Below are 21,931 nucleotides of genomic sequence, written 5' to 3' on the forward strand. Positions count from 1 at the left end.
AAGGGGATATTTGGGTAAAATCAGGAGTAATTAGGAGCGGAAATAGACGAAAACCTGTTTTGGAGTTTCAGCTGTCGGGGGAAGGGCTTTTTTGCAAAGGTCTCAGGCCGTCTGAAATTTTTCAGACGGCCTTTTTTGATGTCCCAATCTTTATCGTTTCAAAGCCAAAGTCAATACGCCTGCGGTTACCAAGCCTAAGCCTATCCACTCCTGAGTGCTTGGGCGTTCGTCTAAGAAAACGACGGCCATCAGGGCGACCAAGACCAAGCTGAATTTGTCGACGGGCGCGACTTGTGAGGCATTGCCCAGTTGCAGGGCTTTGAAGTAGGCGAGCCAGGATGCGCCGGTAGCGAGGCCGGATAGGATGAGGAATGTCCAGTTGTGGCCGGTAAAGCCGTTCACGCCCTGCCATTTGCCGGTGTAGGTTAAAAACAATACCAAAGCGGCGAGGATGACCAAGGTGCGGATAAAGGTGGCGAAATCTGAATCTATGCCCTGTAAACCCATTTTGGCGAAAATGGCGGTCAATGAGGCGAAGCCTGCCGATGCCAATGCCCAAAACAGCCATGCGTTGCTGCTCATGTTTTATTCCTTTGTTTCAAATTGTTGACAATATGAATCCGCTTGTTGATGAGATATCGAAATTTTCACTGCGGTTTGTCTTTGGAAAACGCTATAATAGAACTAATATTCTTTTTCTTCCAGCCGTCTCTTGAGATTGTTTCAGACGGCCTTCCCTCACTCAATAAAGGAAAATCATGAGCTTCAAAACCGATGCTGAAATTGCCCAGTCTTCCACCATGCTCCCGATTGGTGAAATTGCCGCCAAGCTGGGTTTGAACGTTGACAACATCGAGCCCTATGGCCATTACAAAGCCAAAATCAATCCTGCCGAAGCATTCAAGTTGCCGCAAAAACAAGGCCGTCTGATTTTGGTTACCGCCATTAATCCGACTCCTGCGGGTGAGGGTAAAACCACCGTAACCATCGGTTTGGCGGACGCGTTGCGCCATATCGGCAAAGATTCTGTTATCGCCCTGCGCGAGCCTTCTTTGGGTCCGGTGTTTGGTGTTAAAGGCGGTGCGGCAGGCGGCGGCTATGCCCAAGTTTTGCCGATGGAAGACATCAACCTGCACTTCACCGGTGACTTTCACGCCATCGGTGCGGCGAATAATCTGCTCGCTGCCATGCTCGACAACCACATCTACCAAGGCAATGAGTTGAACATCGATCCGAAACGCGTGCTGTGGCGTCGCGTGGTCGATATGAACGACCGTCAGTTGCGCAACATCATCGACGGCATGGGTAAACCTGTTGACGGCGTGATGCGTCCTGACGGTTTTGACATTACCGTTGCGTCCGAAGTGATGGCGGTATTCTGTCTTGCCAAAGACATCAGCGATTTGAAAGAGCGTTTGGGCAACATCCTTGTCGCCTATGCCAAAGACGGCAGCCCCGTTTACGCCAAAGATTTGAAAGCGAATGGCGCGATGGCGGCATTGCTCAAAGATGCGATTAAGCCTAACTTGGTGCAAACCATCGAAGGTACGCCGGCCTTTGTACACGGCGGCCCGTTCGCCAACATCGCCCACGGCTGCAACTCCGTTACCGCCACCCGACTGGCGAAACACCTTGCCGATTACGCCGTAACCGAAGCAGGCTTCGGCGCGGATTTGGGTGCGGAAAAATTCTGCGACATCAAATGCCGTCTGGCGGATTTGAAACCTGATGCGGCTGTTGTCGTAGCCACTGTCCGTGCTTTGAAATACAACGGCGGCGTGGAACGTGCCAACCTCGGCGAAGAAAACCTCGACGCTTTGGCAAAAGGTCTGCCTAATCTCTTGAAACACATTTCCAACCTGAAAAACGTATTCGGCCTGCCTGTGGTGGTTGCCATCAACCGTTTCGTGTCCGACTCCGATGCCGAGTTGGCCATGATTGAAAAAGCCTGTGCGGAACATGGCGTCGAAGTTTCCCTGACCGAAGTATGGGGCAAAGGCGGCGCGGGCGGCGCGGATTTGGCGCACAAAGTCGTTAACGCCATCGAAAATCAACCGAATAACTTCGGCTTCGCCTACGATGTTGAGTTGAGCATTAAAGACAAAATCCGTGCGATTGCCCAAAAAGTGTACGGCGCGGAAGACGTCGATTTCAGCGCGGAAGCGTCTGCCGAAATCGCTTCACTGGAAAAACTGGGCTTGGACAAAATGCCGATCTGCATGGCGAAAACCCAATACTCTTTGAGCGACAACGCCAAACTGTTGGGCTGCCCCGAAGGCTTCCGCATTACCGTGCGCGGTATTACTGTTTCCGCTGGCGCAGGTTTTATTGTTGCGTTGTGCGGCAATATGATGAAAATGCCGGGTCTGCCGAAAGTTCCGGCTGCCGAGAAAATCGATGTGGATGCAGACGGCGTGATTCACGGCTTGTTCTGATTTAGATTGATCTTGAAATAGACAAAGGCCGTCTGAAACGAGGTTTCAGACGACCTTTTATAATTTAAGTGAATTTCAACCGGCTTTTTAAGAAATTGAAGAAATTGTCTATCATGCCGAACATTGTATTGCGGTCTTCGCCAAACAATGAAATGCTGCGGTCTTTGCTGATTCTGTCATAGGCGGCAAAAATGGTTTTCAGCTCTTCGGTGGTCAAGCGCAGTTGCTTTTCGTACAAGATGCGGCTTAAGAGGGTGACTTCTACTGGGTTCAAATCAGGGAAGAGATGACTGATCCACAACTCCATGGTGTATTGGACGGATCTGCTGATTTTGTCTCTTTTTTTGCTTTCTTGAGTTTGATGTATCCTGTAAAACAACAAAGGTTCGGGCAGATTGGCAAAGGTTTTGCCATGTAGGGCGCATTGCACCCACATATGGAAATCGGGCGCAGTCTCTGTCGCGGTGTAGTTTATCCCGAGGTTTTTAATGCTGTCGTGCCGCCACATGGTGGTGGGGTTGAACATGTTTTGGGCGGCAAAGGAGAGAAAGGCTTTAATGTCTTTGTCGACCAGGGGGAGGTCGCTTAAAACGGGTTCTCTTCCGGTTTGGTCATCAAAAAAGATGGTGGCTTGGCTGCCGACAATATCGATTTCGGGATGGCTGTCTAAGAATTGAATTTGTTTTTCAAAACGATCCAAGGCGCAAATATCGTCCGCGTCCATTCGTGCCACATATTCGACCTCTACATCTTTGAGCATATCCATGGCAAATTGGCAGGCAAACGGCTCGCCCCTGTTTTCCGGAAGGTGGAAAACCTGCAAACGTGAATCTTTGGCTGTGTAAGCCTCGAGGATTTCACCGGTTTTGTCTGTTGAAGCATCGTTGATGGCGATGACGAAAAAGTCGCGGAATGTTTGATTCAATACCGAATCCAAGCATTCGGGCAAATAAGCTTCGGCGCAATAGGCCGGCAAAATAACGGCGAGTTTCATGTTTGCTTTCGATGTGTTTTGATGTGTAGTCGGTGGAAGATTTTACTATAAATTTCCCAAAAGCTAAGGCCGTCTGAAACCTTATTTTCAAGTTTTCAGACGGCCTTAGTGTGAATCCGAGATACGGATTATTTAACGATTTGGTTCAATTCGCCTTTGGCGTATTTGGTTGCCATTTTTTCCAAAGAAATCGGTTTGATTTTGTCGGCTTGGCCTTCGCAACCGAATGCGAGGTAGCGGTCAAGACAGATTTGTTTCATGGCTTCGACGGTTTTGCTCAAGTATTTGCGCGGGTCGAATTCGGATGGGTTTTCTGCCATGAAGCGGCGGATGGCACCGGTAGAGGCGAGGCGCAAGTCGGTGTCGATGTTGACTTTGCGCACGCCGTGTTTGATGCCTTCGACGATTTCTTCAACCGGTACGCCGTAGGTTTCACCGATTTTGCCGCCGTGTTCGTTGATGACTTTCAGCCATTCTTGCGGAACGGAGCTGGAGCCGTGCATCACGATGTGGGTGTTTGGCAGGGCTTGGTGGATTTCTTTGATGCGGTCGATACGCAATACGTCGCCTGTGGGCGGACGGGTGAATTTGTATGCGCCGTGGCTGGTGCCGACGGCAATCGCCAGTGCGTCAACGCCGGTATCTTTAACGAAACGTACGGCATCTTCAACGCTGGTCAGCATTTGGTCGTGGGAAAGTTTGCCCACTGCGCCTACGCCGTCTTCTTCGCCGGCTTCGCCGGTTTCGAGGTTGCCCAATACGCCGATTTCGCCTTCAACGGACACGCCGCAAGCGTGGGAGAAGTTGACCACGGTACGGGTGGCGTTGACGTTGTATTCGTAAGAAGAAGGGGTTTTGCCATCTTCCATCAGCGAGCCGTCCATCATCACGGAGGAGAAGCCCAGTTGAATGGAGCGTTGGCATACATCAGGAGATGCGCCGTGGTCTTGGTGCATTACCACAGGGATGTGCGGGAATTCTTCGACTGCGGCCAAAATCAGATGGCGCAGGAATGGGGCACCTGCGTATTTGCGTGCGCCTGCGGATGCTTGAACGATAACGGGGGCGTTGACTTGGTCGGCCGCCTCCATGATGGCGCGCATCTGTTCGAGGTTGTTAACGTTGAATGCGGGCAGACCGTAGCTGTTTTCGGCAGCATGGTCCAACAGTTGGCGCATGGATACGAGTGCCATGAGAAGCTCCTGAAGTAGTGAAGGGTAAATTTATCCTATAAATTATAATGTTTTTTGCTATGAAAAACTACAAGCTGCTACATTGTTTTTATATATTAACGAACAGGGTCTCGGTTTATAATGGCAGAGTATTGAAAACGGGTGTGCAAAATGGATAGGATTTCGGTGGCCGAGTGTGATAAGCCTTTGTTTCAGACGGTCTTGACGGTGCAGGTGGGCGATGTGAACTATGGCGGCCATCTGGCAAACGATGCGGTGTTGCGTTTGTGCCATGAAGTGCGGATGCGTTGGCTGGCGAAGCTGGGTTGGAGCGAAATGGATGCCGGAGGGGCAGGCCTGATTATGGCGGATGCGGCGGTGCAGTATTTGGCGCAAGGTCATCATGGCGATGAGCTGTCGGTAGAAATGGGGGCGGCAGGCGTGGCCGGTGTGGGCTTTTCTTTGTTGTACCGTATCCGTAGGATTTCAGACGGCCTTGTGCTGGCGAAAGTGCAGACAGGCATGGTGTGTTTCGATTATGGCAAGCAGCGTGTCTGCCGTCTGCCTTCGGCATTGAAAACGGCATTGGAGGCCGTCTGAAATGGCGGAATCAAACCATTTTGCACTTCATCTTGAACGCTATCTGAAAACCTTGCTGCAACAAGGCAAGTCGGAGCATACCGTTTCCGCTTATCGGCGCGATTTGAGCGAGTTGATGCGCCTGTTGCCCGATAATCTTGAAAACGGCCTGCCGACGCGCCGTGATTTTGTGGCGGTATTGAAAAAGCTGTCGCAAAAGGGCTTAAGCGAAAGCAGCTTGGCGCGGAAATTGTCGGTATGGCGGCAGTATTGCAGTTGGCTGGTGCAGATAGAAGTCATGGAAAGCGACCCGACATTTAATATGAAAGCGCCGCGCCTGCCCGAACGCCTGCCCAAAGCGCTGCCGCAAGAACCTTTAAACCATATCCTTGACCATGCGCCGGTTGATGACGAGTTGGACGTGCGCGATAAGGCCATGTTTGAATTGATGTATGGCAGCGGCTTACGCCTGAGCGAGATACAAGGGTTGAATCTGGACGGTATCGTTTTGGACGAAGGTTGGGTCAGTGTGAAGGGTAAAGGGGGCAAGCAGCGGCAAGTGCCTTTGGTGGGCAAGAGCATTGCGGCATTGCGTGATTATCTGGCGGTGCGTATTGCCAAAGAGGGCGAGCAGGCCTTGTTCACCAATAAGAACGGTAGCAGGCTGGGGCAGCGTCAAATCCAAAAACGCCTGCAGGCGTGGGCAGTGCGCGTGGGCAGCGCCAGCCATATCTCGCCGCACATGATGCGCCACAGCTATGCAACCCATCTTTTGCAGGCATCGGGCGATATCCGCGCCGTACAGGAATTGTTGGGTCACAGCAACCTTTCCGCTACGCAAGTTTATACAAAGCTGGACTTTGACCATTTGGCGCGCGTTTATGATGAGGCGCACCCAAGGGCGAAACGGAAAAAATGATTTTGTTTGAATCAGGCCGTCTGAAAGAATGTTTTCAGACGGCCTGATGTTTTATGGATAAAAAAATACAGATGGTTTGAAACCATTTGAATTTTTATCGGTCTGATGAGGTTTAAATATTGGCCTGATGTGCGGATGGCATAAAAATTGTAAGAGTCGATGGCTTTTTTAATACCGTTTATCTTTTCAGATGGCCGCTTGTTTGATAATATTAGTAATGAGAGCTAATATCATATTATGATATACAGCCTTTAAAACAGCAGGTCTATAAACTTTCTCTATAAGCATTAATGCTTATTTTGACTGTAAAACGACTTGCAAACGGGAATTGTTGCTATTAACATAACGGAATTATGGATAAAAAACGAATTTTAACTCCAGCCGTCGTGACTTCCGTTGCGTTGATTCACGTCGGTTTGGTTGCACTTTTATGGCACGCGCACAAACCGCCTCCTGTCGAAATGGCGAATATTGAATTTGTCGATTTAGGCGATTTCGGCGGTGGCGACGGTAGTCCTGAGGGCGAAGGCGCACCTGCAGCCCCCGAGCCAACCCCCGAACAACCGAAACCCAAGCCGAAACCCAAACCTAAGCCTGTCGAGCCGCCCAAACCTGTTATCAAACCTGTGGTAACGAAAAAAGAAAAAGCGGATATCGTACAGCAAAAGGAAAAACCGAAACCTATTGAGAAACCTAAGCCCGAGCCTAAGCCGGAACCCAAACCTGAGCCGAAGCCCGAGCCAAAACCTGAACCAAAACCAGAGCCGAAGGCGGAACCTAAACCGTCTCCCAAAGCATCTGAATACTCAGGCAGCAAAACCGGGCCGAATACTGCTGAAAACGGTAAAGGCAACGGAGAAGGTAAAGCCTTGGGCGGAGAAGGAAAAGGCAACGGCGGCGGTACGAAAGGTACAGGCAGCGGCCGTGGCGAAGGCAGCGGATCCGGCAGCGGCGGTGCGAAAGGCGAACATGGCTCCGGTACCGGCGGTGGCGGAGGTGGTGGCAGCGGTACAGGTGCCGGCAGCAGTAAAGGCAATCCGGCAAAAGGAACCTGCCATATTCCGAGACCTCCGTATCCTTCACTGTCCACTGAAAATGGCGAAGAGGGCTTGGTTGTTTTGAAAGTCTTGGTTGGTCCCGGCGGTAAAGTGGATTCAATTAGTGTGAATAAATCAAGTGGTTATAGTCGTCTGGATAATGCAGCGCGTAAAGCCGTTAAAGATGGTAGCTGTCATGCAAGCGTTTGGACTGAATTTAAAGTACCTGTCAAATTCACGCTTGAATAAGTATCTAGGACTAAGCTGATTGATTGGAAAATATATGCTGTTGGGAAATATTTTTAAATGACCCGATAGAAATTTTAATTTTATTTTTAACTTGGAAAAATTATGGATTTAAGTTTAGTTTTCAAATCAGGTGATGTGGTACTGATTGGTGTATTTGTCCTGATGTTGTTGATGAGTGTGGTGACTTGGAGTGTCATTGTGATTCGCTGCATCAAATACCGCAAAGCGAAAAAAGGCAATGCTCAGGTAAAAGAGTTGATGTTGAATGCGTTTACGCTGGCCGATGCTGTACAGAAAGCCAAAGCGGTAGAAGCACCAATGAGCAATGTTGCCGATGAGTCTCTGCGCGCATACCAAAACTACCGTCAAACGACAAGCAAATCGCTGATTGACGAATTGCCTTTGAACGAATACTTGGTTGTTCACATCCGCAACAGCATGTCCCAAACCATGCGTCAGTTTGACTACGGCATGACCGCGTTGGCCTCCATCGGCGCAACCGCTCCGTTTATCGGCCTGTTGGGTACTGTTTGGGGTATTTACCATGCCCTGATCGGCATCAGCGAAAGCGGTCAAATGAGCATTGCTGCGGTAGCCGGTCCGATTGGTGAGGCTTTGGTATCGACTGCTGTCGGCCTGTTTGTGGCGATTCCGGCCGTATTGGCGTACAACTTCCTCAATCGCGGTACAAAAACCATCGCGCAAGATATGGACGCATTTGCACATGACCTGCATGTCCGCCTGCTGAACCAAAAGGATTAAACCATGGCTTTCGGATCAATGAATTCCGGCGATGATGCGCCGATGTCGGATATCAACGTTACGCCTTTGGTGGACGTGATGCTGGTGTTGCTGATTGTATTTATGATTACCATGCCGGTGCTGACCCACTCAATTCCTTTGGAGTTGCCGACTGCTTCGGAAAAAGCGGCGAAAGAGGATAAGCAGCAGCCTAAAGATCCTTTGCGTTTGAATATTGATGCCAACGGTGCTTATGTCGTTGGCGGCGATTCCGATACCAAAGTGGATTTGGCAACGGTAACTGCCAAGCTGAAAGAAGCCAAAGCGAAAAACGAAGATGTGATTGTGGCGATTGCGGCGGATAAAGCGGTTGAATACGATTACGTCAACCAAGCCCTGCAAGCGGCGCGCGAAGCCGGTATCAGCAAAATCGGTTTTGTAACGGAAACTAAAGCGCAATAATCTCTTTGAATAAGTAAAGGCCGTCTGAAATTTGAGTAAAGTTTCAGACGGCCTTTTGTTGTATTTGGTAACTATATGTCCAAGCTGTATAATTAGCGGATTAAATTGAATAATGACAATACAGGAACCACTATGACAGAAACCATCGAGCGCGACAGTATGCAATACGATGTCGTGATTGTCGGCGCAGGCCCGTCGGGTTTGTCTGCCGCCATCAAACTCAAGCAGCTTGCCGAAAAGAATGGACGTGAAATCAGCGTTTGCGTGGTGGAGAAGGGTTCGGAGGCCGGTGCGCACTCGCTTGCCGGTGCCATCATCGATCCGATTTCTTTGAATGAGCTGATTCCTGATTGGAAAGAAAAAGGCGCGCCGCTGACGCGTACAGTGACGAAGGACAGGGTTTTGTTCCTGACCGAGAAAAAAGCCTTCAACTTGCCGGTTACCCCGAATTTCGACAACCATGCGAACTATATTGCCAGCTTGGGCGAAGTCGTGCGCTGGCTGGCGGAGCAGGCGGAAAATTTGGGCGTGGAAATCTATCCGGGCTTTGCCGCCGCCGAAGTGCTGTATCACGAAGACGGTTCGGTCAAAGGCATTGCGACCGGCAATATGGGCATCGGCAAAGACGGCGAGCCAACCGACAGTTTCCAACCCGGCATGGAGCTTTGGGCGCAGCAAACCATATTTGCCGAAGGCTGCCGCGGTTCGCTTTCCAAACAAGTCATAGAACGCTTCAAACTCGACCAAAACAGTCAGCCGCAAACTTACGGCTTGGGCATCAAAGAGATTTGGGAAGTGCCGTCTGAAAAACATCAGCCAGGTTTGGTGATGCACAGCGCAGGCTGGCCGCTCGACAGCAAAACCTACGGCGGCTCGTTTATTTATCATTTTGACGACAACAAAGTCGCTGTCGGCTTTGTGGTCGGTTTGGATTATCAAAACCCGTATCTGTCGCCGTTTGAAGAGTTCCAACGTTTCAAAACCCATCCTGAAATCCGCAAAACCTTTGAAGGTGGCCGCCGTATCGCGTATGGCGCGCGTTCGCTGATTGAAGGCGGTTTGCAAAGCCTGCCGAAACTCTCGTTTAAAGGCGGCGTTTTGGTCGGCGATGCCGCAGGTTTCCTGAATATGCCACGCATCAAAGGCATCCATACGGCCATGAAATCCGCCATGCTTGCCGCAGAAGCAGTGTTCCCTATGTTGGAAAACCTCGAAGAAGTGGAAAGCTTCGACAGCGGCAAAGAGGCCACCGATTATCAGCAACGTTTTGAACAAAGCTGGCTGTATCAAGAGCTTTACGCCGCGCGCAATGTCCGTCCGTCATTCAAATGGGGCGTTTACCTCGGCTCAATCTATACCGGTATCGACCAAATGATTTTCAGAGGCAAAGCCCCTTGGACTTTGAAACATCACGGCAAAGACAACGAGCAGCTCAAAAAAGCCTCCGAATGCAAGCCGATTGATTATCCGAAGCCCGACGGTGTTTTGACCTTTGACCGTTTGAGTAGTGTTTTCCTTGCCAACCTTGCGCACGAAGAAAACCAGCCCGACCATTTGGTGCTGAAAAATCCGCAGGTCATGATAGACGTAAACTACAAAGAATACGCCTCGCCCGAAACGCGCTATTGTCCGGCCGGCGTATATGAGATCGTCGAAGAAAACGGCAGCCCGCGCCTGCAAATCAACGCCGCCAACTGCGTTCATTGCAAAACGTGCGACATCAAAGACCCGACGCAAAACATCACTTGGATTTGTCCTGAGGGTGCGAGCGGACCGAATTACGGCGGAATGTAATTTACTGTTTTGAAGTCAAAACCTAAAGGCCGTCTGAAAAGTTTCAGACGGCCTCTATCCTATTATTTCATCAATGGAAGCATTATGAACACACGCATTTGGCAGGCAGGCCGATTTGAAATCGCCTTGGACAAACCGAAAATCATGGGCATCGTCAATCTGACCCCCGATTCATTTTCCGATGGCGGCACCTATTCGCAAAATGTCCAAATAGCATTGGCACATGCCGAGCAGCTGCTGAAAGACGGTGCGGATATTCTCGATATCGGCGGCGAATCTACCCGCCCGGGTTCGGATGATGTTTCTCTCGAAGAAGAATGGTCCAGGGTGCAGCCGGTTTTGGCGGAGGTCGCCAAGTGGAATGTTCCCGTCAGCTTGGACACGCGCCGCACGGTGATTATGGAAAAAGCCTTGGCGCAAGGCGGCATCGATATTATCAACGATGTTGCCGCATTGAGTGATGAAGGTGCAGTCGCATTGCTGGCGCAACAGCCGAAGACAGGCGTATGTCTCATGCACATGCAGGGTTTGCCCAAAACCATGCAGCTTAATCCGCAATATCAAGATGTCGTCGAAGAAGTCGCGCGCTATTTAAAAGCACGCGCGGCAGAATGCGTTCAAGCAGGCATTGCCCCTGGACGCATCACGCTAGACCCCGGCTTCGGTTTCGGCAAAAACCTGCAACACAACATTACCCTGATAAAACATTTGCCTGAGTTGATGGACGCAACCGGATTCCCCCTTCTGATCGGCGTATCGCGCAAACGTATGATTGGCGAGCTGACAGGCGAACAAGATGCCGCCAAACGCGTACACGGCAGCGTCGCAGCCGCTTTGGCCACAGTGGCTAGAGGCGCGCAAATCATCCGTGTTCACGATGTCAAAGCAACGGCTGATGCGTTGAAAGTTTGGGAAGCATTGGGCATATCGGCATAATACCCGAATAGAAAACCAACAGGCCGTCTGAAACATTTGCCCGGTATCTTGAACAAGCAACAAGTTATGCTATAATCCGCTTCTACTCTTGACGGGTCTGTAGCTCAGGGGTTAGAGCAGGGGACTCATAATCCCTTGGTCGTGGGTTCGAAACCCACCGGACCCACCAAATATTAAAAATGCCCGAGGCTTTTGGCTTCGGGCATTTTTGTATTTATTGGTTTGTGAAGGGTTGGAATATCATGTTGACAATAGTAATTTGGTTATTTCGTCCAATATATTTTTTAGGGAAAATTCTTTTTAAAAAAGAAGGAGTAGTTTGGTGAAGTTATTGCCTTATTTTCTGTTTTGTTTAGTATTTTTGTATTTTATTGCAATTATAATTAATTCAGTAATGGTATAAAAATATTAAAATCAGAAGGGATGGATATAGGTTTTTTTGAATATCTATTTACTCATAGAAGTATGCAATTAAAATTTTTCAAGATACTGTTTGGAATACAAAAAATCTCCAATAAATTTTATTTGAAAATATTAAGAATAAGTTTTACGGTTGCTATGATTATTCTTATTTTAGGTTTTTCTGTTGTCTTATATTCGATATATTTAGCATAAAAATTAACCTATCGAATGAAAGTCAGCTATTTAATTGTAGAGTGTTTTGTAAACCAATGCCGTCTGAAAATCTTAATTTCAGACAGCATTTTTTATTTTTTAAGTAATACTATTTCAGTATGGCTGGATTGTTTTCAGACGGCCTGAAGATTTAGTCGGCCGTTCCGCGTATTTCGTTGATTGGGATGCGCGGTGTATAAAGTATGTCGTAAGTCGGCTTGTCCAGCAGATCTTGCAGTGAGTATTGATCTAAATGATTGAAGAAGGCTTTGATGGCACCGGTAATGATACCGGTTAGTCGGCAGGATGGGGTGATGAGGCATTCGTTGTTATCGCCCATGCATTCAACGACCTGCATCGGCTCAAGATGGCGTACAACTGCACCGATATTGATGTTTTCAGGATTATCTGCCAAGCGTAAACCGCCGCCTTTGCCGCGCACGCTGACCAGAAAACCGCCTTTGACTAATGAGGTAACCACTTTCATCAAATGACTTTTGGAAATATTGTAAGTCTCGGCAATGGTGCTGATATTGACGAGGGTGTCGTCGTTGATGGCGGTATAAACCAATACGCGCAATCCGTAATCGGTATGTTGGGTCAGATACATGGCTGGCTCTTTAGATATTTTTATTATATGTCAAAAGCGTAGTGCTTGGTGAGGGGCTGTTTGACTTTATGTGGGATTGGGTTTCATAATATCTGAAACATTTAAATTAATCCAGTTTGACAAACTGTTGCCATTATAACGAACTTATGAAACCCTTGAAACGCCACCCTGCCTTAATAGAACTTTCCCGCGAGCATCATGGCTCGCTGTCGTTGTGCGTCCGTCTCCTGCGTACGCCCGATCAAAGCCATCAGGCGGAGCTGGAACCTCATTTTATTGAGCTTGAGCCACATTTTTTGGAAGAGGAAACCATGTTTGCGCCGTATTGGGATAAAATTGACCCTGCGTTGCGGCAGCGTTTTGAAGGAGATCATGCCAAATTGCGTGCGATGATGGCGCATCCTGAATATATGAATGAATCATGGAATAAGGAGTTTGCTGTTACTTTGCGCGATCATGCGCGCTTTGAGGAGCGCGAGCTTTTCCCTGCGATTGAACCTTTTTTGCCTTTGTCTGAAAATGTGTAACAGGGAAAGGAGTCGATGGCCGTCTGAAAAGTTTCAGGCGGCCTCTGTTGCTGTTTTATGATGATATAAAAATTGAAGGAACCACCATGACCGATTTGTTCAAACACCCGGTTTGGGCAATGGCCTTCCGCCCGTTTTATTCGTTGGCGGCTTTGTATGGCGCATTGTCTATACTGCTTTGGGGCTTCGGCTTTCAGGGTACGCCTGAATTGCCGGGTTTTTATTGGCATGCCCATGAAATGATTTGGGGCTATGCCGGATTGGTTGTCATTGCATTTTTATTGACGGCTGTGGCGACTTGGACAGGCCAGCCGCCGACACGTGGTAAGGCGTTGGCCGGTTTGACCGCATTTTGGCTGTTGGCCCGCATTTGTATGTTTATTCCTGGTTGGGGGGGGACGGCAAGCGGCATATTCGGTACGATCTTTTTCTGGTATGGCGCGGTGTGTATGGCTTTGCCGGTAATTCGTTCTCAAAACAAGCGCAACTATGTTGCCGTATTTGCTATTTTTGTTTTGGGCGGTACCCATTTCGCGTTCCATCTGAAAGTGCAGCCGTTTGATGCCATCGCGCTGATGACCGGTTTGCAATCTGGTTTGATTATGGTGGCCGGATTTATCGGTTTAATTGGTATGCGGATTATCTCGTTCTTTACGTCCAAACGCCTGAACGTGCCGCAAATTCCCAGCCCTCAATGGGTAGCGCATGCTTCACTTTGGCTGCCTATGCTGACCGCCATGCTGATGGCGCATAACATTTTGCCGGGACTGGCCGCGTTATTTGCTCTGGCTGCCGGTGTGATTTTTACCGTGCAGGTGTACCGCTGGTGGTATAAAGCCGTGCTGAAAGAGCCTATGCTTTGGATTTTGTTTGCCGGCTATCTGTTTACCGGCTTGGGTTTGATTGCGGTCGGTCTTTCCTATTGGATTTCAAGTTTCCTGAATTTGGGCGTACACCTTATCGGCGTTGGCGGTATCGGCGTACTGACTTTGGGCATGATGGCACGAACTGCGCTTGGCCATACCGGCAACTCTATTTATCCGCCGCCTAAAGTGGTTCCTGTTGCCTTTTGGTTGATGATAGCCGCAACGGTTGTCCGTGTTTTGGCTACCTTTGTGAGCGGTACGGCATACACGCACAGTATCCGTTGCTCCGCCGCTTTGTTTGCCGCTTCTTTGCTTTTGTATGCATGGAAATATATTCCTTGGTTGATCCGTCCGCGTTCGGATGGTCGTCCGGGTTAACGGTTTGGCGAAATGAGAAGGCCGTCTGAAAAGTTTCAGACGGCCTTTATTATTGATAATAAAAAAGCCTTTCAGAGTATGAAAGGCTTTTATTGAAACTGTGGCCTCGCCAACAGGAATCGAACCTGTATTTTACGCTTAGGAGGCATACGTTCTATCCGTTGAACTATGGCGAGGCGGTAAAGGAGGGGATTTTAAACCTTTCCGGCAAAAAAAGACAATAAGCCGGCGGCAATCAAAGGGCCGACCGGAATGCCGCCGACAAAGGCAACGCCGATGACCGTGCCGATTAATAATCCGGTTACCAAAACAGGCTGTTCGCTCATCAAGGGAATGCCGCGTCCGGCAAGCCAGGCAACCAAAATGCCGATAAGGACGGCGGCAATCATTTTGAAATTGATAAACTCGGAAACCGGCGGAATCTGGATTTTACCGGAAACCAGCGGGCTCAATACACCGATGGTCAGCAGGATGATGCCCACTTGCAGGCCATGTTTTTCCACGAAGGGAATGTATTGCGACAAAGCGGTTTGCTGCATCAGCAATAAGACGGCCGCGGAAATCGTAATCGAGTTGTTGTTGCTGATGACGCCCAAAAAAATCAGCGTAACCAGAAACAAAGGGACAAAGCTGAAATTCATCGGATTAAGATACTCGGGCCAAGGATTCTTTTGCCAATTGGATCATGGCATCTTTGACTTCGCTGTCAGGCAACACATCCAATGAAGCGATGGCTTTGTCGACAGCTTTGTTCGCCTCGGAAATCGAATATGGCAAAGCGTCGGAATTAACGACATAGTCGTGGATTTTTTCAAAATAGCTGCGGTCGGCATTTTCCAAAGCATGGCGCACATCGTTGGCTGCCTGCTCGGAGCCGTTTCGCATCAGGTAAATCAATGGCAGGGTAGGTTTGCCTTCTGCCAAATCGTCGCCGACATTTTTGCCGATTTCTTCGGTTTCGCCTGAATAGTCCAATACATCGTCAATGATTTGGAAAGCCGTACCGACGTACATGCCGTAGTCTTTCAAGGCTTGCTCGTGTTCGGGGGAAGCCTTGCCCAAAATTGCGCCGACTTGCGCGGCCGCTTCAAACAGTTTTGCTGTTTTGTATTGGATAACTTGGACGTATTGCTCTTCGGTAATATCCGTATTGCCGATGTTCATCAGCTGCATGACTTCGCCTTCGGCGATGATATTGGTCGCATCTGCCATCACTTCCAAGATACGCATACTGCCCGAACCAACCATCAGTTGGAAAGCGCGTGTATAGAGAAAGTCGCCGACCAAAACAGCCGCCGCGTTGCCGAAGAGGTTGTTTGCCGTTTTACGGCCGCGGCGCAAATCGCTTTCATCGACGACATCGTCGTGCAGGAGGGTGGAGGTGTGGATGAATTCCACCATCGCTGCCAGCGAGTACAGTTTTTCATCGTCATGCCCGACTGCTTTGCCTGCCAAAATGGTAATAATCGGACGCAGGCGCTTACCGCCCGCGCTGATGATGTATGTGCCGATTTGCGAAATCAGCGCAACATCGGATTGAACAGCTTGGTTGATGACCGCATTAACTTTGGCAAGGTCATCGGGCAGGTGGCGTTGGAAGTAAGGCAGGTTTTCGAGCATAAAACATTCTCTGTTGATAAAACGGAGCGGGGGCTCCAATGAATCTGTTTAAACCCGTACATTCGGTCGGGGTAATAATGTTGCATAAAGATATCAGCAATCCAGCGCGTGATTATATCAGTTAAAAAGCATGCAACATATCTTTCAGACGGCCTTTTCACTTGTAAATAAAATAAATTTTGACAAAACAGGCAAATAGAAATAGAATAGCTCGTTTCGCACATGGTGTGCGGAATGTTAACCTAATTCTCATGGAGTTGAGTATGTACGCGGTCGTAAAAACCGGCGGTAAACAATACAAAGTTTCCGTTGGCGAAAAATTGAAAGTAGAACAGATACCAGCCGAACTCGACAGCCAAATCGAACTGACTGAAGTTTTGATGATTGCTGACGGCGAATCTGTAAAAGTAGGCGCACCTTTTATCGAAGGCGCAAAAGTAACAGCTAAAGTCGTTGCTCATGGTCGTGGCGAGAAAGTACGCATTTTCAAAATGCGTCGTCGCAAACACTACCAAAAACGCCAAGGCCATCGCCAAAATTTCACCCAAATCGAAATCGTGGCAATCGCCTAATTTCAAGTAAGTTCAGGAGTATTACAAATGGCAAGTAAAAAAGCAGGCGGTAGCACCCGCAACGGTCGCGATTCAGAAGCCAAACGCTTGGGCGTTAAAGCCTACGGCAACGAGCTGATTCCGGCAGGCTCTATCATCGTTCGTCAACGTGGTACTAAATTCCACGCAGGTGACAACGTAGGCATGGGCAAAGACCACACTTTGTTTGCTAAAGTCGACGGTTACGTTGAATTCAAAACCAAAGGCGCGCTGAACCGTAAAACCGTCAGCATCCGTCCTTACACCGGTTCTGAAGAATAATCGTTTTACGATTGAAACCGCATTCCTTTTCGGAATGCGGTTTTTGTTTGTCAGACTGTTTTGTCTGTTTGATAAAATCCGTATGTCGTGAAGCTTGATTTATATTAAGGCCAAAGTAAAAACGTGCTTACAATCGATGGCCTTTGTTTTATTCTATCGACTCTTTCTATATAATCTATCAAGTGCCTTTGATTTACCCTCATGTAGCTAAACACAGTAAACTTAAGGCCGTCTGAAAAAATCCGTATCAGTTGAATACAAGGAATTCCTCCCATGAGCTTACACAGTGATATTCTCGTCGTCGGCGCAGGCCCTGCCGGATTAAGTTTTGCCGCAGAGTTGGCCGGAAGCGGTTTGAACATAACCCTGATTGAAAGAAGTCCTTTAGAAGTGTTGCAAAATCCGCCGTATGACGGCCGTGAAATCGCACTGACACACTTGTCGCGAGAAATCATGCAGCGATTGGGTATGTGGGATTTGATTCCAAAAGACGAAATTTATCCTTTGCGCGATGCCAAAGTGTTGAACGGCCATTCCGATTACCAGCTCCATTTCCCGCAACCGACTCAGGCACGCGGCGAGCCTACGGACTGCTTGGGCTATTTGATCTCCAACCACAATATCCGCAAAGCCGCTTATGAAGTCGTGTCCAAATTGGACAACGTGAAAATTCTGACTGGCACCAATGTTAAAGAAGTCAAAACTTCTGATGATGAGGCGCAAGTTATTTTGGAAAGCGGCGAAGTATTGACCGGCCGTCTGTTGTTGGCCGCCGATAGCCGCTTCTCGCAAACGCGCCGTCAATTGGGCATTTCTTCCGATATGCACGATTACAGCCGTACCATGTTTGTGTGCCGCATGAAGCATACTCTGTCCAACCTGCATACCGCATATGAATGCTTCCACTACGGCCGTACCATTGCGTTGTTGCCTTTGGAAGAACACTTGACCAATACAGTGATTACGGTGGATAGCGATAAAGCCGAAACGATTAAAAACATGTCGCCGGAAGAATTGGCAGCCAGTGTGAAAGAGCAGCTTAAAGGCCGTTTGGGCGATATGGAATTGGTCAGCACCATTCACAATTATCCTTTGGTCGGCATGATTGCCCAACGTTTCTACGGCAAACGCAGCGCGTTGATCGGCGATGCCGCAGTCGGTATGCATCCAGTTACTGCGCACGGTTTCAACTTGGGTCTGGCAAGTGCTGATCTTTTGGCTAAATTGGTTCTTGAAGCCGAGCAACGCGGTCAGGATATTGGTGCGAAGAGCCTGCTGGAAAAATACAGCACCAAGCATATGCTACACGCCCATCCGATTTACCACGGCACCAATATGCTGCTGAAACTCTTTACCAATGAAACTGCTCCGGCAAAACTGCTGCGCGGTTTGGTATTGCGTGCAAGCAATAACTTCCCTCCGCTGAAAAAACTGATTACCAAACAATTAACCGGTTAATTGTTTAAAACATAAAAGGCCGTCTGAAAAAGTTTCAGACGGCCTTGTTTTTTATCTGCTGCTTATTTGGCTAAAACCGATTCGGGCATTTCTTGACGGACGTTTAAGGAAGTCAGTTTTTTGGTCAAGATGCTCAATACTATGCCGTAGGCGGGCAGGAAGAAGAGGGTGCAGATGGCGAGTTTGAACAGATAATCGACAAATGCGATGCCCTGCCAGTTTGCCGCCATAAATTCATCGTTGCTCGCATAAAAGGCAATGGCGAAAAACACCAGCGTATCCAAAGCGTTGCCGACAACGGTGGAAGCTGTGGGGGCAATCCACCATGATTTCAGACGGCGTAATCTGTTGAACACGAAAATATCGAGGATTTGCCCAAGCGCATAGGCGGAAAAGCTGGCCAATGCGATACGGCCGACGAAGGTGTTAAATTCGGTTAAAGATGCCCAGCCTGTCCAGTTGCCGTCATGAAAGAGGACGGAGAAGACGTAAGAAAGCAGCAGGGCGGGGAACATCACCCAAAAAATAATCCGTCTCGCCAACGGCGCACCGAAAATGCGCACGGTCAGGTCGGTAGCGAGGAAGATAAAGGGGAAGGAAAATGCGCCCCAAGTGGTAAAGATACCGAAAATTTGAAAGGGGAACTGCACCAGATAGTTGCTGGCGGCAATAATAAAAATATGGAAAAGCACCAGCCAGAAGAGAGCTTTCTTCTGCTGTGCGGCAGTAAATTCGTACATGGAAATCTTTCGGAAGTTTTTCAGACGGCATGAAGCCTTGCGAGACTGTGCAATAAATAAAGTCTCGCAATAAAAAGGGCGGTTAGGCCGTCTGAACGGGATTATTGTGCATCGTGCTCAAACAGGCGTTTACGTGCCAAAGCTTCAAACTCTGTGCCTGCTTTGCCGTAGTTGGCAAACGGATGAATGGCGATGCCGCCGCGCGGTGTGAATTCGCCGAATACTTCGATGTATTTCGGATCCATCAGGGCGATGAGGTCTTTCATGATGATGTTGACGCAGTCTTCATGGAAGTCGCCGTGGTTGCGGAAGCTGAAGAGATAGAGTTTCAGTGATTTGCTTTCCACCATTTTGATATGGGGGATGTAGCGGATGTAGATGGTGGCAAAGTCGGGCTGGCCGGTCATCGGGCAGAGGCTGGTGAACTCGGGGCAGACGAATTTGACGAAATAGTCGTTGTCGGGATGTTTGTTGTCGAACGCTTCCAAAATTTCAGGCGCGTATTCGCTCGGGTATTGGGTTTTCTGGTTGCCCAAAAGGGAGATGCCTTGCAGCTCTTCGTTGTTGCGGGACATGAGGTTTCCTTAGTTTTTTAATGTGGGAGGTTTTCGAACCACGGGGTGCGGATTGTAATATAAATTGCATGACTTGTGCGGATTTTATAGCGATGAATCAGCAGGATAGGTTTCAGACGGCCTGTTTTGTATTTTATGAAACCTGTTTTCCGCTTTACAATAGCAGCCAATCAACAGGCCGTCTGAAAGTTTTGTATGTCTTTAGCCCAACCCAAACGTATTCTGATCATCAAATTGCGCCATCATGGCGATGTGCTTTTGAGCACGCCGGTGGTCGATGCGCTGAAAACCCGTTTCCCCGATTGCGAAATCGATATGCTGGTGTATGCCGGCACGGGGCAGCTGATTGCCGATAATCCGCAGATTGCGCAGATTTTTACTATTGACCGAAATTGGAAGAAGCTGGGCGTATTCAAGCAGTTGGCGTGTGAGAAAAATCTTTTGTCTAAGCTGAAGGCGCGCGATTACGACTGGGCTTTCAACCTGTCCGACCAATGGCGCGCGGCGGTAATCGCCAAACTGTGCGCCCGTTGCAGCGTGGGTTTGGACTGCATCAAGCGCGACGGTTTTTGGTGGCGTTTCTGTCATGATTTTATCAACCATGAGCTGGACACTAGCCATCATATCGTTGAAAACCAATTGAATATCCTTGCGCCGCTTATCCAGCCGGAAGACGTGGCCGATGCGAAAGTACGCCTTTGGGTGGCACAAGATGCAAGGGAAAGCATGCGGCAGAAATTGCGTGAGCAGGGTTGGGGCGGAGAAGATTATGTGTTGCTGCACCCGGGTGCGCGTTGGCATTTCAAATGTTGGGAAGACGGCAAGAATGCCGCCATCGTACAGCTTCTGCTCAACAGCGGGCAGAATGTCGTGTTGACTGCTTCTCCCGACACTGTCGAACAATACATGCTTCAGGAAATTATAGGCCGTCTGAATATTCCTGAAGGCGGAAAAATTTGGGTGTTGTCCGGATGCTTGAGCCTGCGTGAATTGGCGGCGGCCATTGAGGGAGCGAAGCTGTTTGTCGGAGTCGATTCCGCACCGATGCACATCGCCGCAGCTTTGGATAAACCGCAAATCGCTTTGTTTGGCGCGTCATGGGTGGATAAATGGCGTCCATATTCTGAGCAGGCCGAAGTCATTTATGCCGGCGATTATGCCGAACTGCCTCACCCCGACAGCATCGATACCAACGATCCGACACGTTTGTTGAAAGCGATTCCGTTGCAGGATGTGTGGGATAGAATTTCTGCCAAATTGGAAGCATTGGAGGCTTAAAACTGCTTACCACGATCCGTTAAACGTTTTAACTTTGCGCCAAAATGCCCATTTGGAACGGCGGCCGATTTCCAGCGTGCCGCCGTTTTCGCCGTCTGTGGCAATGCACACGGTTTTCAGACGACCTGAAGCGAGTGCGTCCCATAAAGGCGCAAACCAACGGGTTTCCCAGCTTTCCAAAATATCTTTGTATGCCCAAACATCGCCTGTTTGTAAGGTGGAAACCAAGTCGTCCAAAAAGATAAGGCCGTCTGAAACAGTATTTCCTGTTTCTTGAACCATCTCAAACCAAGCCTTCAAATCGTATGGCGCATCGAGTTTGGGCGTATCCGAAAAACGCGCCCATACGCTGTCTGAGGCGACAATATCCGCAGACTGTGTACCGTCCGCATCATTCCACAGCCACAAACCGTTGATTTCCGGCAATCCTTGTTGTTCACGCGCTTGGTTAATCGGATGCGTGTGGAGAAACATTTGGATTTCCGTCTGCATGGCCAACCAAGACACCGCATCTTTGCCGTGTGCCTGACCGTCCATTTCCGGCTGCCCGCACACATCCAAAACACATTCCGCTCCCCAATCTTCCGTTGTCGGCATACTGAGCAGCCACATGCTTTCGCAAAGCGGCTCGAATTGCCAATCTTTATCTTGATAAAACGCCGACAAATCCACACATAACCGTTGCACCTCCTCTTTTTGGATGCCGATAAACTCGCCGCTGATAATGTTGACATGGTGCATGCCCATTTGTTGCCAAACCGGAGAGGCAAAAGCGGCTGTGCGTTTTTGGCTTGTGTGGCGTAAACGTTGCACTTGGGCAATAAGGCTGCCGTTCCACAAATGGCGTCCGTAAAATTCAGACGGCCTGAGTGTTTCTTTGTGTAATGTGCCGTAACGCAAAAGACGGTTAAAAGCAGGTAAGGCAAGCTCAGGGACGGATTCGTCGGCAAAGCGGTTGAGCGAGGGGAGGGCGAGGGTCAGCTTCATAAGCGCAAATAGATAGGAAAACCGTTATTTTACGCGACAAATGATGCGTTTCGGAACCTTGCCCTCACGCCCTGAAAAAGATCTGTT

23 protein-coding genes, 2 tRNA genes and 1 riboswitch are annotated in these 21,931 nt (G+C 49.0%); of the genes, 15 read left to right on the plus strand and 10 right to left on the minus strand.

Annotated features, from left to right (window positions below; translation table 11 throughout):
- Nucleotides 1-150 precede the first annotated feature (150 nt).
- Complete coding sequence (locus tag ACTHS4_RS10035; protein ID WP_070825635.1) at nt 151-582, minus strand: EamA family transporter; 432 nt, start codon at nt 580-582, stop codon at nt 151-153.
- A 176-nt stretch (nt 583-758) separates the two neighbouring features.
- On the opposite strand from ACTHS4_RS10035, the gene ACTHS4_RS10040 reads away from it, so the two are divergent.
- Nucleotides 759-2,435, plus strand: a complete 1,677-nt coding sequence (locus tag ACTHS4_RS10040) for a formate--tetrahydrofolate ligase (protein WP_070825637.1) — start codon at nt 759-761, stop codon at nt 2,433-2,435.
- Between the two features lie 64 nt (nt 2,436-2,499).
- Here ACTHS4_RS10040 and ACTHS4_RS10045 read toward each other — a convergent pair whose 3' ends face one another.
- Nucleotides 2,500-3,429 carry a glycosyltransferase family 2 protein gene (locus ACTHS4_RS10045; RefSeq protein ID WP_440365883.1) on the minus strand — a complete coding sequence of 310 codons (930 nt, stop codon included), beginning with the start codon at nt 3,427-3,429 and terminating at the stop codon, nt 2,500-2,502.
- Nucleotides 3,430-3,557: 128 nt separating this feature from the next.
- Nucleotides 3,558-4,622 (minus strand): class II fructose-bisphosphate aldolase, encoded by a 1,065-nt coding sequence (gene fba / locus ACTHS4_RS10050; RefSeq protein WP_003686828.1) that lies wholly within the window; start codon nt 4,620-4,622, stop codon nt 3,558-3,560.
- 150 nt (nt 4,623-4,772) lie between these two features.
- On the opposite strand from fba, the gene ACTHS4_RS10055 reads away from it, so the two are divergent.
- The 8 genes from ACTHS4_RS10055 to ACTHS4_RS10090 all read left to right on the plus strand — a co-directional run bounded on the left by ACTHS4_RS10055 (nt 4,773) and on the right by ACTHS4_RS10090 (nt 11,487).
- Complete coding sequence (locus ACTHS4_RS10055; RefSeq protein ID WP_070825639.1) at nt 4,773-5,201, plus strand: acyl-CoA thioesterase; 429 nt, start codon at nt 4,773-4,775, stop codon at nt 5,199-5,201.
- A gap of 1 nt (nt 5,202) precedes the next feature.
- Nucleotides 5,203-6,099 carry a tyrosine recombinase XerC gene (locus ACTHS4_RS10060; RefSeq protein WP_371460400.1) on the plus strand — a complete coding sequence of 299 codons (897 nt, stop codon included), beginning with the start codon at nt 5,203-5,205 and terminating at the stop codon, nt 6,097-6,099.
- A gap of 353 nt (nt 6,100-6,452) precedes the next feature.
- Nucleotides 6,453-7,385 carry an energy transducer TonB gene (locus ACTHS4_RS10065; protein ID WP_114926063.1) on the plus strand — a complete coding sequence of 311 codons (933 nt, stop codon included), beginning with the start codon at nt 6,453-6,455 and terminating at the stop codon, nt 7,383-7,385.
- A 102-nt stretch (nt 7,386-7,487) separates the two neighbouring features.
- Nucleotides 7,488-8,147 carry a MotA/TolQ/ExbB proton channel family protein gene (locus ACTHS4_RS10070; RefSeq protein WP_049332314.1) on the plus strand — a complete coding sequence of 220 codons (660 nt, stop codon included), beginning with the start codon at nt 7,488-7,490 and terminating at the stop codon, nt 8,145-8,147.
- A gap of 3 nt (nt 8,148-8,150) precedes the next feature.
- Complete coding sequence (locus ACTHS4_RS10075; RefSeq protein ID WP_101755979.1) at nt 8,151-8,588, plus strand: ExbD/TolR family protein; 438 nt, start codon at nt 8,151-8,153, stop codon at nt 8,586-8,588.
- Between the two features lie 132 nt (nt 8,589-8,720).
- On the plus strand, nt 8,721-10,382 hold the full coding sequence (locus tag ACTHS4_RS10080; RefSeq protein ID WP_107723696.1) for an electron transfer flavoprotein-ubiquinone oxidoreductase: 1,662 nt from the start codon (nt 8,721-8,723) through the stop codon (nt 10,380-10,382).
- An 84-nt stretch (nt 10,383-10,466) separates the two neighbouring features.
- Nucleotides 10,467-11,318 (plus strand): dihydropteroate synthase, encoded by an 852-nt coding sequence (folP, locus tag ACTHS4_RS10085; RefSeq protein WP_440365884.1) that lies wholly within the window; start codon nt 10,467-10,469, stop codon nt 11,316-11,318.
- Nucleotides 11,319-11,411: 93 nt separating this feature from the next.
- Nucleotides 11,412-11,487, plus strand: a tRNA-Ile gene (locus tag ACTHS4_RS10090).
- A gap of 597 nt (nt 11,488-12,084) precedes the next feature.
- Here the strand turns inward: ACTHS4_RS10090 and ACTHS4_RS10095 are convergent.
- Nucleotides 12,085-12,543, minus strand: a complete 459-nt coding sequence (locus tag ACTHS4_RS10095; RefSeq protein ID WP_070825645.1) for an RrF2 family transcriptional regulator — start codon at nt 12,541-12,543, stop codon at nt 12,085-12,087.
- A 146-nt stretch (nt 12,544-12,689) separates the two neighbouring features.
- Here ACTHS4_RS10095 and ACTHS4_RS10100 point away from each other — a divergent pair, with 146 nt between their 5' ends.
- Together ACTHS4_RS10100 and ACTHS4_RS10105 are read left to right on the plus strand one after the other, a co-directional pair.
- On the plus strand, nt 12,690-13,070 hold the full coding sequence (locus tag ACTHS4_RS10100; protein WP_440365885.1) for a hemerythrin domain-containing protein: 381 nt from the start codon (nt 12,690-12,692) through the stop codon (nt 13,068-13,070).
- Nucleotides 13,071-13,156: 86 nt separating this feature from the next.
- Nucleotides 13,157-14,314 (plus strand): NnrS family protein, encoded by a 1,158-nt coding sequence (locus ACTHS4_RS10105; RefSeq protein WP_440365886.1) that lies wholly within the window; start codon nt 13,157-13,159, stop codon nt 14,312-14,314.
- Between the two features lie 101 nt (nt 14,315-14,415).
- Here ACTHS4_RS10105 and ACTHS4_RS10110 read toward each other — a convergent pair.
- From ACTHS4_RS10110 to ispB, 3 genes are all read right to left on the minus strand, one after another.
- Nucleotides 14,416-14,490 (minus strand) — tRNA-Arg (locus ACTHS4_RS10110).
- Between the two features lie 18 nt (nt 14,491-14,508).
- Nucleotides 14,509-14,955: a DUF441 domain-containing protein gene (locus ACTHS4_RS10115; protein WP_371460404.1), complete on the minus strand. Its 447-nt coding sequence runs from the start codon at nt 14,953-14,955 to the stop codon at nt 14,509-14,511.
- 4 nt (nt 14,956-14,959) lie between these two features.
- The gene (ispB, locus tag ACTHS4_RS10120; RefSeq protein ID WP_300482158.1) at nt 14,960-15,934 is read right to left on the minus strand and encodes an octaprenyl diphosphate synthase; all 975 of its coding nucleotides are present in this window, start codon (nt 15,932-15,934) and stop codon (nt 14,960-14,962) included.
- A gap of 263 nt (nt 15,935-16,197) precedes the next feature.
- Here ispB and rplU point away from each other — a divergent pair, with 263 nt between their 5' ends.
- The 3 genes from rplU (at nt 16,198) to ubiM (ending at nt 18,264) form a co-directional block, all read left to right on the plus strand.
- Nucleotides 16,198-16,506, plus strand: coding sequence for a 50S ribosomal protein L21 (gene rplU, locus ACTHS4_RS10125; RefSeq protein WP_002216394.1), 309 nt, complete (start codon nt 16,198-16,200; stop codon nt 16,504-16,506).
- A 27-nt stretch (nt 16,507-16,533) separates the two neighbouring features.
- A complete protein-coding gene (gene rpmA / locus ACTHS4_RS10130) occupies nt 16,534-16,806 on the plus strand; it encodes a 50S ribosomal protein L27 (protein WP_002212328.1) in 273 nt (90 codons plus the stop codon).
- Nucleotides 16,807-17,079: 273 nt separating this feature from the next.
- Entirely contained in the window at nt 17,080-18,264 is a 1,185-nt protein-coding gene (gene ubiM, locus ACTHS4_RS10135) for a 5-demethoxyubiquinol-8 5-hydroxylase UbiM (protein WP_315038174.1), read from the plus strand.
- A 62-nt stretch (nt 18,265-18,326) separates the two neighbouring features.
- Here ubiM and ACTHS4_RS10140 read toward each other — a convergent pair whose 3' ends face one another.
- Together ACTHS4_RS10140 and queF are read right to left on the minus strand one after the other, a co-directional pair.
- The gene (locus ACTHS4_RS10140) at nt 18,327-19,004 is read right to left on the minus strand and encodes a 7-cyano-7-deazaguanine/7-aminomethyl-7-deazaguanine transporter (protein ID WP_440365887.1); all 678 of its coding nucleotides are present in this window, start codon (nt 19,002-19,004) and stop codon (nt 18,327-18,329) included.
- Between the two features lie 101 nt (nt 19,005-19,105).
- Nucleotides 19,106-19,579 carry a preQ(1) synthase gene (gene queF / locus ACTHS4_RS10145; protein ID WP_003748427.1) on the minus strand — a complete coding sequence of 158 codons (474 nt, stop codon included), beginning with the start codon at nt 19,577-19,579 and terminating at the stop codon, nt 19,106-19,108.
- Between the two features lie 3 nt (nt 19,580-19,582).
- A riboswitch (PreQ1 riboswitch) is annotated at nt 19,583-19,627 on the minus strand.
- Nucleotides 19,628-19,774: 147 nt separating this feature from the next.
- On the opposite strand from queF, the gene rfaQ reads away from it, so the two are divergent.
- Nucleotides 19,775-20,857 (plus strand): putative lipopolysaccharide heptosyltransferase III, encoded by a 1,083-nt coding sequence (rfaQ, locus tag ACTHS4_RS10150; protein WP_440365888.1) that lies wholly within the window; start codon nt 19,775-19,777, stop codon nt 20,855-20,857.
- Between the two features lie 6 nt (nt 20,858-20,863).
- Here rfaQ and ACTHS4_RS10155 read toward each other — a convergent pair whose 3' ends face one another.
- Nucleotides 20,864-21,844, minus strand: a complete 981-nt coding sequence (locus ACTHS4_RS10155; RefSeq protein ID WP_440365889.1) for a hypothetical protein — start codon at nt 21,842-21,844, stop codon at nt 20,864-20,866.
- Nucleotides 21,845-21,931 lie beyond the last annotated feature (87 nt).

The sequence above is a fragment of the Neisseria sp. P0014.S009 genome (assembly GCF_051958155.1).
GTDB lineage: Bacteria > Pseudomonadota > Gammaproteobacteria > Burkholderiales > Neisseriaceae > Neisseria > Neisseria flavescens_C.